We start from the raw sequence: 14,990 nt of genomic DNA, 5'->3' as shown, positions 1-14,990 counted from the left end.
TTATTAACAGTGTTTAGGCACAAAATGTTTAATTATACTATATAGATCTAAATTCGAAACTAACCACTATATCTTGTGGTTTGAAAAATAAAATCACATATTAATATAAGGTCATATAGTTTTTATAAACGTTTCGTTTAGTGACTCATTTCATTCTACAACACAATGTTTTGTAGGAAGCTTTCCTTAACAATAAAGGAGAACTTCTTTTTTAATTTTTTTAAATTGGTGAAAGAAGGCGATCCAATGAAAGTAGTATATTTTTCATTTTCAGGCAATGTACGTCGATTCATTAAACGTGCTGAAATCGAAAATGCGATGGAAATTACATCTGACAACTGTACAGAAACTATTAATGAACCCTACATTTTAGTTACAGGAACCATAGGGTTTGGTGAGGTTCCTCAACAGGTTCAGGCTTTTTTAGATGTTAATCATTCAAATATTAAGGCCGTGGCTGCAAGTGGAAATAGAAACTGGGGTCAGAACTTTGCTAAAGCAGGGCGTACTATATCTGAAAAATATGATATTCCGTTGTTAATGAAGTTTGAAGTGCAGGGAACAAACAAAGACGTTATCGAATTTAAAAACAAGGTGGGTAATTTTAATGAAAACTATGGACGAGAAGAAGTACAATCATATTGAATTAAATAACGAAGTTACAAAAAGAAAAGATAATGGTTTTTTTAATTTAGAAAAAGACCAAGAGGCACTTAAAGTATACTTGGAAGAAATCCACGATAAAACAATTTATTTCGATAGCGAAATCGAAAGATTACATTATCTTGTAGACAATAACTTTTATTTCAATGTCTTTGAAAAATATAATGAGGCAGATTTAATTGAAATTACAGAATATGCAAAATCAATTAATTTCCAATTCGCAAGTTATATGTCAGCAAGTAAATTTTATAAAGACTATGCACTTAAAACCAATGATAAACAACAATTTTTAGAAGATTATAATCAACACGTTGCTATCGTATCAATGTACTTAGCTAATGGTGATAAAAACCAAGCGAAACAATTTATTTCATCCATGGTTGAACAACGTTACCAACCAGCAACACCAACGTTTTTAAATGCTGGTAGAGCACGACGTGGAGAATTAGTGTCATGTTTCTTATTAGAAGTAGATGATAGTTTAAATTCTATTAACTTTATTGATTCAACTGCGAAACAACTAAGTAAAATTGGTGGCGGCGTTGCTATCAATTTATCAAAATTACGTGCACGTGGTGAAGCAATCAAAGGTATTAAAGGTGTAGCTAAAGGTGTATTACCTGTTGCTAAATCTTTAGAAGGTGGATTTAGTTATGCTGACCAATTAGGACAAAGACCTGGTGCAGGCGCAGTTTATTTAAACATCTTCCATTATGATGTTGAAGAATTTTTAGATACTAAAAAGGTAAATGCTGATGAAGATTTACGCTTATCTACTATTTCAACTGGTTTAATTGTCCCTTCTAAATTCTTTGATTTAGCTAAAGAAGGTAAAGACTTCTATATGTTTGCGCCACATACTGTAAAACAGGAATATGGTGTGACTTTAGATGACATCGATTTAGATAAATATTATGACGACATGGTTACAAATCCAAACGTTGAGAAAAAGAAAAAAGATGCTCGTGAAATGTTAAATACGATTGCACAAACACAATTACAATCAGGTTATCCTTACTTAATGTTTAAAGATAATGCGAATAAAGTACATGCTAATTCTAATATTGGTCAAATTAAAATGAGTAACTTATGTACTGAAATTTTCCAATTACAAGAAACATCTGTAATAAATGATTACGGCACTGAAGATGACATTAAAAGAGATATTTCATGTAACCTAGGATCATTAAATATTGTTAATGTAATGGAATCTGGAAAATTCAGAGACTCAGTTCATACTGGTATGGATGCATTGACTGTGGTTAGTGATGAAGCTAATATTCAAAACGCACCTGGTGTTAAAAAAGCAAACAGTGAGTTACATTCTGTTGGTCTAGGAGTTATGAATTTACACGGTTACTTAGCTAAAAATAAAATAAGTTATGAATCAGAAGAAGCTAAAGATTTTGCTAACATCTTCTTTATGATGATGAATTATTATTCTATTGAACGTTCTATGCAAATTGCTAAAGAACGTGGAGAAAAATATCTTGATTTTGATAAATCTGACTATGCAAATGGAAAATATTTCGAATTCTACACATCTCAAGAATTTGAACCACAATTTGAAAAGGTACGTGAATTATTCGAAGGATTAGATATCCCAACTGCTGAAGATTGGAAAGCACTACAAAAAGACGTTGAACAATATGGTTTATATCACGCATATCGATTAGCTATTGCACCAACTCAAAGTATTTCATATGTGCAAAATGCTACAAGTTCAGTGATGCCTATTGTTGACCAAATTGAAAGACGTACTTATGGTAATGCAGAAACGTTTTATCCAATGCCATTTTTATCACCAGAAACAATGTGGTATTACAAATCAGCATTTAACACTGATCAAATGAAATTAATTGATTTGGTATCAACTATTCAAACTCATGTTGACCAAGGTATTTCAACAATACTATATGTTAATTCAGAAATTTCTACTCGAGAACTTTCTAGATTATATGTATATGCGCATCATAAAGGTTTGAAATCTCTATACTATACTCGTAATAAATTATTAAGTGTAGAAGAATGTACAAGTTGCGCTATCTAAAATCATAAACAAACATAATAGAACATTAAGCTTAATCTAATTGAATTTATGATTTAGAGTATCTAAAAGAATAAAGAAAAGTGGTTGAGACATAAAGTCTTTGTGCTCTGGGAAACTGATTAACGGCGTCCCAAAAGCAGGATTTTCGGCAGAAGGGACCCAACACAGAGAATTTCACAAAGAAATTCTACAAGTAATGCAAGTTGGGCAAACTCACACGATTCGACAAAATTTGAGAAACAATTTTGCTCATCGTCCGGTTCTGCTCAAATCCTAAGCGCTTTTGTCCCGACCTCTGTTAATACATAACCTTAATAAGGGATTAGGTAGTTTAATTGAAAGTTAGTGGTTATCTGTCACCTTAATTAAAGGATAGGAGGATTATTATTCATGAAGGCCGTCAATTGGAATACCCAAGAAGATATGACTAATATGTTTTGGCGTCAAAATATATCTCAAATGTGGGTAGAAACAGAATTTAAAGTATCAAAGGATATCGCAAGTTGGAAAACGTTATCTGAAGCTGAAAAGAATACATTTAAAAAAGCGTTAGCAGGTTTAACAGGTTTAGACACACACCAAGCAGACGATGGTATGCCATTAATAATGCTTCATACTACTGATTTAAGAAAAAAAGCAGTATATTCATTTATGGCAATGATGGAACAAATTCATGCTAAAAGTTATTCTCATATTTTCACTACATTATTACCTTCTAGTGAAACAAACTATTTATTAGATACGTGGGTTATTGAAGAATCTCATTTAAAATATAAATCAGATAAAATCATCGAAAACTATCATAAATTATGGGGTAAAGAAGCTTCCATTTTCGACCAGTACATTGCTAGAGTATCAAGTGTTTTCTTAGAAACATTTTTATTCTATTCAGGTTTTTACTATCCACTATATCTAGCTGGTCAAGGAAAGATGACAACATCTGGAGAAATTATTCGTAAAATATTATTGGATGAATCTATTCATGGTGTCTTTACTGGATTAGATGCACAAAGCTTAAGAAATGAACTATCTGAAAGTGAAAAGCAACGAGCTGATCAAGAAATGTATAAATTATTAAAAGAGTTATATGATAATGAAGTATCATATACACATCTGTTATATGATGACATTGGATTAGCAGAAGATGTACTGAATTACGTTAAATATAATGGTAATAAAGCATTATCAAATCTTGGTTTTGAACCTTATTTTGAAGAACGTGAATTCAACCCTATTATTGAAAATGCCTTAGACACTACAACTAAAAATCATGATTTCTTCTCTGTAAAAGGTGACGGTTATACACTGGCTCTAAATGTTGAAGCTTTAAGAGATGAAGATTTTATATTCGATGACGAGAAATAAATAATAAAAAGTCTTAATTTTAATCGCTATGAGATTAAAATTAAGACTTTTTTTATGTTTTTAACTTAAATATTAAAATTAATCAAATTTACAGCAATATTTTTCGAAAACCTATTGAATATTACCAATAAATTCTGTAACATTTTAAATGATAACGATTATCATTATCGTCAGAAATAATAAGAATTACTATTCAAGGAGAAAGTGTTATGAAGTTTTTACTTAAGGGATATGTTTTACTCATCTTTCTCGTTGCGTTTACGGTTCTTTCTTTATTTGTTGGTGTTAGCCAAATATCGATTACTGATATTTTCCATCTTAACAGCGACCAATTAAATATTATTTTATCGAGTCGTATTCCTCGAACAGTTAGTATTCTCATATCAGGTAGTACATTGGGTATCGCTGGTTTAATTATGCAACAAATGATGCAAAATAAATTTGTAAGTCCAACGACAGCAGGTACGATGGAATGGGCAAAATTAGGTATTTTATTATCTTTAATTTTCTTTCCAAAAGGACATATACTTATCAAATTAATTTTTGCTGTTATATGCAGTGTAGTTGGAACTTATTTCTTTGTTAAATTAGTTCAACTTATTAAGGTAAAAGATGTTATCTTTATTCCGTTGTTAGGTATTATGCTTGGTGGCATAGTTTCTAGTTTTACGACATTTATTGCGTTACGTACAAATGCAGTTCAAAGCATAGGTAATTGGTTGAATGGTAATTTTGCCATTATTACTAGTGGTCGTTACGAAGTATTATATTTAAGTATTCCGTTTTTAATAATTACATATATATTTGCGAACCATTTTACGATTGCGGGTATGGGCAAAGACTTCAGCCATAACTTAGGAGTTAACTATGAAAAAATAATTAACATCGCTTTATTTATAACTGCAACAATTACTGCGCTTGTTGTTGTCACTGTTGGTACATTACCATTTCTAGGGTTAATTGTTCCTAATATCATTTCAATTTATAGAGGAGACCATTTAAAACATGCTTTACCTCATACAATGATGTTAGGTGCGGTCTTTGTGCTGTTTTCAGACATTATAGGTCGACTAATCGTGTACCCATACGAAATTAACATCGGTTTAACTATAGGTGTGTTTGGAACTATTATATTCCTTATCTTATTGATGAAAGGTAGGGGTAATTATGCTAACTAAACACAATAAGAAAGTATTGTTACTAACCTTAATCACACTAATTATAGGTGTTTTATATTTATTGTTAGGTATTGATTTTGAAATATTTGATTATCAAATCCAAAGTCGTTTAAGAAAATTCATATTAATTATTTTAGTTGGCGGTGCTATAGGTACTTCCGTTGTTATTTTCCAAGCTATTACGACAAATCGGTTACTGACACCATCAATCATTGGTCTTGATTCCGTATACTTATTTGTGAAAATTTTACCTGTGTTTATATTAGGAACTCAATCCACATTAGTTACTAATGTTTATATTAATTTTGTCATTACATTATTAGCAATGGTATTATTTGCGCTTTTCTTATTCCAAGTTTTATTTAAAATAGGCCATTTTTCTGTTTATTTCATACTTTTAGTTGGCGTCGTACTTGGAACATTTTTTAGAAGTATTACAGGTTTTATCCAATTAGTTATGGATCCAGAATCATTTTTAGCTGTTCAAAGTACAATGTTTGCTAACTTTGACGCTTCTAATTCAAAACTTGTTGGATTTTCAGCTATCGTATTAGCCGTGTTAATCGTCATTACTATTATCTCGCTTCCATATTTAGATGTCTTATTGCTCGGTAGAGAACAAGCAATTAATTTAGGCGTCAATTATGAAAAAGTAACAAGATTATTTCTCATTGTTGTTGCTATTTTAGTATCTGTTTCAACAGCTTTAGTAGGTCCAATTACATTTTTAGGACTATTAACTGTCAATTTAGCACATGAATTTATCAAGACTTATGAGCATAAATATATACTACCTGCTACATTATGTTTTAGTTGGATAAGTTTATTTATAGCGCAATGGGTTGTTGAACATCTTTTTGAAGCGACTACTGAAGTAAGTATAATTATTGACCTTATAGGTGGAAGTTACTTTATATACTTATTAGTTAGAGGGAGAAATGCCAATTGATCCAAATTCAAAGTTTAAATAAATCCATTCAGAAGAAGAAAATTTTAAAAGATATTAATGTTGATATTGAAAAAGGAAAAATCACATCACTTATTGGTCCAAACGGTTCAGGAAAAAGTACTTTATTATCAACAATCACAAAGTTGATTCAGATTGATAGTGGCACTGTCAAAATTGAAGATAAGTGTATGGATGATTACAAAACAGATGAATTAGCTAAAAAAATTTCAATATTAAAACAAACTAATCATACTGAAATGAATATTACTGTTGAACAATTAGTTAATTTTGGAAGATTTCCTTATTGCAAAGGACACTTAAAACAAGAAGATAAAGAACAAGTACAATATGCCTTAGATTTATTACAGTTAAATGAAATAAAGGATAGAAATATCAAAACACTGTCAGGAGGACAACGTCAACGCGCTTATATAGCGATGACGATCGCACAAAATACTGAATACATTTTATTAGATGAACCACTAAATAATCTAGATATGAAACATTCAGTACAAATTATGCAAACTTTGCGTACATTAGCAAAAACATTAAATAAAACAATCGTTATTGTATTACATGATATTAATTTTGCATCCTGTTATTCAGATAATATTATTGCTTTAAAAAATAGTGAACTTGTTCGTTCTGGTAGTAATCAAACTGTTATTCAAAGCAATGTATTAAGAGAATTATATGAAATGGATGTCAAAGTTGAAAATGTAAATGGTCAACGTATTTGTCTATATTATGATGAATTGATATTGAATTAACACTAGTTTTATTAGACCTTTAAAGGAGTGATGCTTATAGTATATGGATAAATCAATCTATTCAAACATGTTCCTTTCAGCCAACCGATAAAATTAAAAAGGAGTTATTACATAATGAAAAAATCTATTTTAGTCTTATTATTATCTTTAGTATTAGTTTTAGCAGCGTGTGGTAACAACTCTAACAACGATGATTCAGGTTCTAAATCTGAAAAAAGTGGTTCAAAAGACACTGTTAAAATCGAAAATAATTATGAAGCACAAGGAAAAGAAAAAGACGGTAGCGATGCTAAAAAGGTAAAAGAAACAGTGGAAGTACCTAAAAATCCTAAAAATGCTGTCGTATTAGATTACGGTGCTTTAAACGATTTAAAAGAAATGGGTCTTTCAAGCAAAGTAAAAGCTTTACCTAAAGGTGAAGGCGGTAAATCATTACCAGATTTCTTAGATGATTTTAAATCTGATAAATATTTAAATACTGGTAACCTAAAACAAGTTAATTTCGATAAAGTTGCTGAAGCAAAACCAGAAGTGATTTTTATTTCAGGTAGAACAGCTAATCAGAAAAATTTAGATGAATTTAAAAAAGCAGCACCTAAAGCTAAAATTGTTTACATGGGTACAGATGATAAACATTATCTAAAATCTATGAAAGAAAATACAGAAAAATTAGGTAAAATTTACGATAAAGAAGATAAAGCGAAATCATTAACTAAGAAACTAGATAAAAAAGTTGATGCAATGAAAGATAAAACATCTAAATTTGATAAAAAAGTAATGTATTTATTAGTCAATGAAGGTGAATTATCTACATTTGGTCCAGGATCTCGTTTTGGTGGTTTAGTATTTGATACACTTGGATTTAAACCAGTCGATAAACATGTAACTAAAGGACCACATGGTCAAAATGTTAATAACGAATATATTAATAAAGAAAATCCAGATGTGATTTTAGCAATGGATAGAGGACAAGTTGTTTCTAATAATGCGACTGCTAAGAAAACATTAAATAATGATGTATTGAAAAACGTAAAAGCCGTTAAAGATCATAAAATTTATGAACTTGATCCTAAATTATGGTATTTTGCTTCTGGTTCAACAACTACTACTATGAAACAAATTGATGAATTAGAAGAAGTTGTAAAATAATAAATAATAAGCGCTAATAGCCTCATTGTGAGAGCCATTAGCGCTTTTATCATTTTAAATTATTAAACTTCGAAATAAAGATGGTAATGGAATTTACATCTATGATTAAAGTGAGATTGACATTTCGGACAAGATTCAACCATCATGTATTCGTTGATTGTCATTTCATTTTTACAGACACCACACATAATGGCATACTCGTTAAATTCATCTTCACTCCAGCGTTTGATAGGATGTGTCTCATGGTCGTTGTGACATTGATAACAAGGATAATATTTATTACAGCATTTGAATTTAATTGCTATAATATCCAAAAATGACTGATAATGTATGCATCTTGTTTCATTATCAACAATTGAACCGTAAACTTTCGGCAAAGAAACAAACCTCCTATAACCAATTAATCTGCGTCCGGATGTTCTCCTATAATACGTACCTCTGTATTTAATTCAACATCAAATTTATCTTTAACTGTTTTTTGAACATGATGGATTAAATCTTCATAATCTGTCGCCGTACCTTTATCTACATTAACCATAAAACCAGCATGTTTAGTTGAAACTTCAACACCACCAATACGATGACCTTGTAGATTAGAATCTTGAATTAATTTACCAGCAAAATGGCCTGGTGGTCTTTGGAAGACACTTCCACATGATGGATATTCGAGTGGTTGTTTAGTTTCACGGCGTTCAGTTAAGTCGTCCATTTTGGCTTGAATTTCTTTTAAGTTACCAGGTTCTAATGTAAATGCAGCTTCTAAAACTACGAGATGTTTTTTCTGTACGATACTATTTCTGTAGTCTAGTTCTAATTCTTGAGTTGTTAATTTAAGTAAATCACCATTTTCATTAACACATAGTGCATAGTCAATACAATCTTTCACTTCGCCACCATAAGCGCCAGCATTCATAAATACTGCACCGCCAATTGATCCTGGTATGCCGCATGCAAATTCTAAACCAGTTAGTGCGTAGTCTCTTGCTACACGTGAAACATCAATAATGGCTGCACCGCTACCTGCGATAATTGCATCATCTGATACATCAATATGCTTTAATGATAATAGGCTCAATACAATACCTCTAATGCCGCCTTCTCGGATAATAATATTCGAACCATTTCCTAAATAAGTGACTGGAATATTATTTTGGTTTGCATATTTAACAATCGCTTGTACTTCCTCATTTTTAGTAGGTGAAAGATAAAAATCAGCTTTACCGCCAGTTTCAGTGTAAGTGTATTTTTTTAAAGGTTCATCTACTTCAATAATGTCGTTTGGAATAATTTCTTGCAAACCTTTTAATATGTCGTTTTTATTCACTATCCGTACGTCCTTTCTTTATTCAATACTAATATTATTATTATATCAATTTTATTTGCTATTTGCGAAATAAGAAGATATTATACGCAAAGTAAATCGACTAAGATGTGCATAATACATTATTATTTTATTTTGATTTATATGCTATATAATTATGATATGTTGAACATTTATAATGAGATTTTTAATATCGTAAATATAAATTTATATAATGATTGTAGATTATATGTTTCTCATTATTTTAAGGGACCATATTGTTTGTATATATTTTCAAATATAGATTGCTTTTGGTTTTCATACGTTCTTATTGATTCAACATTGTTTAATAATTGTTTCTTTTTTTGAGCGAATTCATTTGCGATATCTATATTATTATTTAATATGTGATCGACAGTTTGATATTGTTCAAATAATTGAGTGTTTAATTGAACGATGTGTAAACGAATTTCTTGCTTTAATTCTCTAAGATTATTAAACTTTGCCATCATTACTTTCTTTTTATAAGCGTGATGTAATCGATAAAATCCAGCATAATTGAGACGCTTTTCATCTAATGATGTAATATCATGTAAATTATCTACACCGATAAGCAAATCAAGTATGGGTTCAGTCTCATAATTAAAATGCTTCGTTCCACCAATATGCTGTGTATATTTAATTGGTGAATCTAGTAAATTATACAATAGAGCGCTTGTTTCTTGATATAAATGGTTGTAATGGTCATCTGTTTGATATTTAATGAGAGGTTGAACATGCCCGTACATGGTTTTACTCCTTTGTTATAAATTGGTAAGCTATAAAGTCTGAGATACTATAACATAATTTATTTTCTTAATAAATACGTTTCTGTATAATGTTCTATGGTAAGGGGTGCAAATATGAAAAAAATAATACTTATCCCAGTGATTTTCCTCATTATTATCTCGTTAACAGCATGTAGTAATAAAACTAATTCAGATTTAAATCATTTTGAAAGCAAATTAGATGAAGTGAATCATAAACAAGATAAATTAAAAAAAGTTATGAAAAAAATAAATCTTAAAGAATTAGATCACTTAAGTAAAACAGACACTACTGATAAAAACAGAAAAGAGTTTATTAAACTTCAAGATGATATTGATCAACAATTAATACCCGCATTCAAAGAATACGAAAAATCTGCAAAACAATTGCCTGCTGAAACAAAAGAGGTTAAAGAGTTAAAATCTGAGTATCTTAAAACTGTTAAAGATAAAAAAAGTTCAATATATGATTTGAAAGATTTTGTAGACTTGTGTAACGATTCAATCAAAGATAATGAAGATATTTTAGATTATACTAAATTATTTGAGAAGAACCGCTCTCAAGTTGAAAAGAAAATAAATAATGCTTCTAATAAAGAAGATGCAAATCAATTAACATCAAAATTAGAAAGTAATAATAAAGATTTAAAACAAACTGCCAAAAAATATTTAGATACGTCTACAAGTGATGCAAAAACAGCCAAAAAAGCAATTGAAAATCATATTTTTCCTTTAATTGAGAAACAAATTAAAGATATAAATCAAACTAATATTTCTGATACAAATGTCGATAATGCCCGTAAGAACGCGATTGAAATGTACTATAGTTTAGAGAATTATTATGATACTCGTATTGATACTATAGAAGTTGGTGAAAAAATATCTAAAATAGATGTCGATAAGTTGCCAAAAGAGGGTAAAGATATAGATAAGAAAGATAAGGAATTTAATTCGAAATTAAAAAAGGTAAAACAAAAAAACAATTAATTTTGATTAGAATTAAATAAATTAAATAACCATGGTTAACATTGCTAAGTAAAATGTGTATAATTGTACCCACTGATATTATTTTCGGGATATGAATATCACGCATATGCTCAGAAAATGTGATAAATACTTTTAGAGGTGAATAGAATGGCTATAAAGCTGAGTTCAATTGACCAGTTTGAACAAGTGCTAAATGAAAATAAATATTTATTTGTTTTAAAACATAGCGAAACTTGTCCAATTTCTGCAAATGCGTATGATCAGTTTAATAAATTTTTATATGAACGCGATATGGATGGTTACTATTTAATAGTACAGCAGGAGCGTAAGTTATCGGACTATATTGCTGAAAAAACAAATGTAAAACATGAATCACCACAAGCATTTTACTTCGTCAATGGTGAAATGAAATGGAATGCTTCACATAGTGATATCAATGTTTCATCATTAGCTCAAGCAGAAGAATAATTTTTTCAGATAAGTGAACAAATAATTGAGTGATGAACGTAAATTTTAACTAATTTTGTGTTCATTTAAAAGATAAAAGTCATTTTATTACTATGATGTAGTAGTGAAATGGCTTTTTTAGTTATTAAAACGAAATATGGTTTATCATTTATGGTTTGCTAGTGAATAGGATATAATAAATCAATATTCAAAATGTAATTGTTTTAATATAATTTGTAATAGCTTTTATTGTGAAATACGCAGCATTCATATGTATAATATGTTAGTGTAAAATATTAATTATACGATGAATCTATAAATTATATTTAAAACATCATATAAATGATTTTAATAAGTAACACTATATATAAAACAAGGTGGTTAAGGCGATGAAAGTTTTAGTAGCCATGGATGAATTTAATGGTATTATTTCTAGTTATCAAGCAAATAGATATGTAGAAGAAGCGGTTGCTAGTCAAATTGAAAAGGCAGATATTGTGCAAGTGCCATTATTTAATGGCCGCCATGAATTAATGGATTCTGTATTTTTATGGCAGTCTGGTAGTAAATATCGAGTTGCCGCTCACGATGCAGATATGAATGAAGTAGAGGCAATATATGGTCAAACTGATAGTGGAATGACAATTATAGAAGGTAATTTATTTTTAAAAGGTCAAAAACCAATTCAACAAAGAACTAGTTATGGTTTAGGAGAAATATTAAACGCAGCACTAGACAACGATGCTAAACATATTATTATTTCATTAGGTGGAATTGGCAGTTTCGATGGTGGAGCAGGGATGTTACAAGCCTTAGGTGCTAAATTCTATGATGATGAAGCAAATATTGTTGATGTGACAAAAGGTGCCCATGTCATTAAATATATTAGACGCTTAGATTTTTCAGAAATTCATCCGAAATTAGCTGAAGCTAATATTCAAGTGATGTCAGATTTTTCTAGTAGATTATATGGTAAGCAAAGTGAAATTATGCAAATGTATTCTACGCTAGGGATGACTCAAAATGAAGCAGCAGAAATAGATAATTTAGTATGGTATTTTAGTGAATTATTTAAAAGTGAGTTAAAAGTGACGATTGGACCTATCGAGCGTGGTGGTGCTGGTGGCGGTATTGCTGCAGTATTAAAAGGATTATATCAAGCAGAAATTTTAACTAGTCATGAGCTTGTAGATCAAATTACACATTTAGAAGATTTGGTACAACAAGCAGATTTAATTATTTTCGGTGAAGGGTTAAATGAACGAGACCAATTGTTGGAAACTACGACATTACGTATTGCAGATTTAACCGAAAAGCATAATAAAACATCAATTGCTATTTGTGCTACTGACGATAAATTTGATTTATTCGAAGGTAAAGGTGTTACGGCAATGTTTAATACATTTATCGACATGCCTGAAACTTACACTGATTTTAAAATGGGTATTCAAATTAGACATTATACTTTTCAAGCATTAAAACTATTAAAAACACAATTTGATGTTAATCAATAAAATAAACTAAATAACACGCCTTGGTTGTCATTTTGTATAAGACAATCAAGGCGTGTTTATTATTGTATTTATTTATTTGAATTGGCTACTTCTTCAGCTATACCTACCATAACGTGGATAGCTTTTTCCATTACATTAATAGAAGCATATTCATAAGGACCATGGAAATTGCCACAACCTGTAAAAATATTTGGTGTTGGTAAGCCCATAAATGAAAGTTGTGAACCATCTGTACCACCGCGAATTGGATCGGTATTTGGTTTAATATCTAATTGATTGAATACTTTAGTTGGAATATCAATAATATGTTGATGTGGTTTTATTTTTTCAGCCATATTATAGTATTGATCTTCAACATCGACTTTAACAGGATAATTTTCGAAATGTGAGTTAATATCGTCACGAATTTCCATAAGTCGTTTTTTACGTAAATCGAATTTCTTTTTATCATGATCTCGAATAATATATTGTAATGTTGCTTTTTCAACGTTACCTTCAAAGTTCATTAAATGATAGAAACCTTGATAACCTTCAGTACGTTCAGGAACTTCATTTGGAGGTAACAAACTATTAAATTGTTGTCCAAGTGAAATGGCATTAATCATAGCATTTTTGGCAGAACCAGGATGTACGTTCACACCATGACAAGTAATAGTAGCTGCTGCAGCATTAAAGCTCTCGTATTGTAGCTCACCAAGTTGACTACCATCCATTGTATATGCGAAATCAGCATTAAAACGTTCAACATCAAATTGATGAGGACCGCGACCAATTTCTTCATCTGGAGTAAAGCCAACACGGATTTTACCATGTTTAATTTCGGGATGTTCAATAAGGTATATTAGACCTTCCATAATTTCAACTACACCGGCTTTATCGTCAGCACCTAATAATGATGTACCATCAGTAATCATTAGCGTATCACCGATGACATGTTTAAGTTCAGGGAAGACTTTAGTATCTAAAATTCGGTTTGTTTGTCCTAGTTGAATTGGTTTTCCATCATATTTTTCAATGATTTGCGGATTAACACCAGTCGCATTAAAGTCAGGTGATGTATCAACATGTGCTAAAAATCCAACAGTTGGTACGTCCGCATCTATGTTGCTTTCTAATGTAGCAAACAGATAACCATGATCATCCATATCTGTTTCAAGGCCCAAATCTTTTAATTCTTTCTCCAATAGATTTAGTAAATCCCATTGTTTAGTTGTAGAAGGCGTAACATTAGAATTTGGATCTGATTGTGTATCAATTTTTACATATCTTGTTAATCTATCAATTATTTGTTCTTTCATGTTAGACATCCCCTTAAACTCTGTTATTCATATTATAAGATTTCTTATAAGATTTACCTTTAATCTTACCATAATACTGTTTGATACGTGTGTAGATATAATAGATAATTTCTGCAACAAGAATACCAAATGAAATCGCACCAGATATTAGTGTAACTTCTAAAAAAGTATTTACTGCATTTGTATAATTATTTGAAACTAAATAACGTGTAGCTTCATAAGCTGCGCCACCAGGTACAAGTGGGATAATTCCAGGAACAATGAAAATGATAACAGGTCTTTTGTAACGTCTACTCATCGTATGGCTTAATAATCCTAATATTAAGCTACCTAAAAAGGAAGCACCTACTTTACCAAATTGCATGTCTACAGTGAATTGATAAATAGTCCACGCTACCGCACCGACAAACCCACAAGCTAACAATAGTCGACGAGGCGCATTAAAAATGATGGAGAATAGGACTGTGGAAATGAAACTGATTGTAAAGTGAAATAAATAAAATAACAATATGAA

General features: G+C 30.2%; 15 protein-coding genes. 10 read left to right on the top strand and 5 right to left on the bottom strand.

Translation table 11 applies throughout. The features are described 5' to 3' along the window. Positions 1 to 246: 246 nt before the first annotated feature. The 7 genes from nrdI to HMPREF3125_RS05935 all read left to right on the top strand — a co-directional run bounded on the left by nrdI (position 247) and on the right by HMPREF3125_RS05935 (position 8,124). Positions 247 to 645 carry a class Ib ribonucleoside-diphosphate reductase assembly flavoprotein NrdI gene (nrdI, locus tag HMPREF3125_RS05965; RefSeq protein ID WP_026083473.1) on the top strand — a complete coding sequence of 133 codons (399 nt, stop codon included), beginning with the start codon at positions 247 to 249 and terminating at the stop codon, positions 643 to 645. Continuing rightward, positions 608 to 2,713 (top strand): class 1b ribonucleoside-diphosphate reductase subunit alpha, encoded by a 2,106-nt coding sequence (nrdE, locus tag HMPREF3125_RS05960; protein ID WP_070452487.1) that lies wholly within the window; start codon positions 608 to 610, stop codon positions 2,711 to 2,713. The genes nrdI and nrdE overlap by 38 nt, the downstream gene beginning before the upstream one ends. Positions 2,714 to 3,103: 390 nt before the next feature. After that, complete coding sequence (gene nrdF / locus HMPREF3125_RS05955; RefSeq protein WP_070452484.1) at positions 3,104 to 4,078, top strand: class 1b ribonucleoside-diphosphate reductase subunit beta; 975 nt, start codon at positions 3,104 to 3,106, stop codon at positions 4,076 to 4,078. Positions 4,079 to 4,287: 209 nt separating this feature from the next. Then, positions 4,288 to 5,256 carry an ABC transporter permease gene (locus HMPREF3125_RS05950; RefSeq protein WP_017637112.1) on the top strand — a complete coding sequence of 323 codons (969 nt, stop codon included), beginning with the start codon at positions 4,288 to 4,290 and terminating at the stop codon, positions 5,254 to 5,256. After that, positions 5,246 to 6,205 (top strand): iron chelate uptake ABC transporter family permease subunit, encoded by a 960-nt coding sequence (locus HMPREF3125_RS05945; RefSeq protein WP_017637111.1) that lies wholly within the window; start codon positions 5,246 to 5,248, stop codon positions 6,203 to 6,205. The genes HMPREF3125_RS05950 and HMPREF3125_RS05945 overlap by 11 nt, the downstream gene beginning before the upstream one ends. Then, a complete protein-coding gene (locus tag HMPREF3125_RS05940) occupies positions 6,202 to 6,975 on the top strand; it encodes an iron ABC transporter ATP-binding protein (protein ID WP_070452481.1) in 774 nt (257 codons plus the stop codon). The genes HMPREF3125_RS05945 and HMPREF3125_RS05940 overlap by 4 nt, the downstream gene beginning before the upstream one ends. A 114-nt stretch (positions 6,976 to 7,089) precedes the next feature. Next, positions 7,090 to 8,124: a ferrated catecholamine ABC transporter substrate-binding lipoprotein SstD gene (locus HMPREF3125_RS05935; protein WP_017637109.1), complete on the top strand. Its 1,035-nt coding sequence runs from the start codon at positions 7,090 to 7,092 to the stop codon at positions 8,122 to 8,124. 62 nt (positions 8,125 to 8,186) lie between these two features. Here the strand turns inward: HMPREF3125_RS05935 and HMPREF3125_RS05930 are convergent, their stop codons facing one another. From HMPREF3125_RS05930 to HMPREF3125_RS05920, 3 genes are all read right to left on the bottom strand, one after another. Then, on the bottom strand, positions 8,187 to 8,501 hold the full coding sequence (locus tag HMPREF3125_RS05930) for a CHY zinc finger protein (protein ID WP_017637108.1): 315 nt from the start codon (positions 8,499 to 8,501) through the stop codon (positions 8,187 to 8,189). 23 nt (positions 8,502 to 8,524) lie between these two features. Further along, a complete protein-coding gene (murB, locus tag HMPREF3125_RS05925) occupies positions 8,525 to 9,451 on the bottom strand; it encodes a UDP-N-acetylmuramate dehydrogenase (RefSeq protein ID WP_026083472.1) in 927 nt (308 codons plus the stop codon). A 233-nt stretch (positions 9,452 to 9,684) separates the two neighbouring features. Further along, entirely contained in the window at positions 9,685 to 10,212 is a 528-nt protein-coding gene (locus HMPREF3125_RS05920; RefSeq protein WP_029056477.1) for a GrpB family protein, read from the bottom strand. 114 nt (positions 10,213 to 10,326) lie between these two features. Here HMPREF3125_RS05920 and HMPREF3125_RS05915 point away from each other — a divergent pair, with 114 nt between their 5' ends. From HMPREF3125_RS05915 to HMPREF3125_RS05905, 3 genes are all read left to right on the top strand, one after another. Next, entirely contained in the window at positions 10,327 to 11,217 is an 891-nt protein-coding gene (locus HMPREF3125_RS05915; RefSeq protein WP_070452478.1) for an EMYY motif lipoprotein, read from the top strand. Between the two features lie 147 nt (positions 11,218 to 11,364). Then, complete coding sequence (gene ytxJ, locus HMPREF3125_RS05910; protein ID WP_017636805.1) at positions 11,365 to 11,685, top strand: bacillithiol system redox-active protein YtxJ; 321 nt, start codon at positions 11,365 to 11,367, stop codon at positions 11,683 to 11,685. A 368-nt stretch (positions 11,686 to 12,053) separates the two neighbouring features. Continuing rightward, positions 12,054 to 13,178 (top strand): glycerate kinase, encoded by a 1,125-nt coding sequence (locus HMPREF3125_RS05905; RefSeq protein WP_070452476.1) that lies wholly within the window; start codon positions 12,054 to 12,056, stop codon positions 13,176 to 13,178. Between the two features lie 68 nt (positions 13,179 to 13,246). On the opposite strand, the gene pepT is transcribed toward HMPREF3125_RS05905, so the two are convergent. Continuing rightward, positions 13,247 to 14,476 (bottom strand): peptidase T, encoded by a 1,230-nt coding sequence (gene pepT, locus HMPREF3125_RS05900; RefSeq protein ID WP_017636807.1) that lies wholly within the window; start codon positions 14,474 to 14,476, stop codon positions 13,247 to 13,249. Between the two features lie 13 nt (positions 14,477 to 14,489). Further along, complete coding sequence (locus HMPREF3125_RS05895) at positions 14,490 to 14,984, bottom strand: threonine/serine exporter family protein (RefSeq protein WP_017636808.1); 495 nt, start codon at positions 14,982 to 14,984, stop codon at positions 14,490 to 14,492. Between the last annotated feature and the right edge of the window lie 6 nt (positions 14,985 to 14,990).

Origin of the sequence: Staphylococcus sp. HMSC13A10, from assembly GCF_001808005.1 — a bacterium.
In the GTDB taxonomy this organism is placed as follows: domain Bacteria; phylum Bacillota; class Bacilli; order Staphylococcales; family Staphylococcaceae; genus Staphylococcus; species Staphylococcus pasteuri.
Note: the sequence above shows the minus strand (reverse complement) of the source record. Positions and strands in the feature narration are given on the sequence as shown.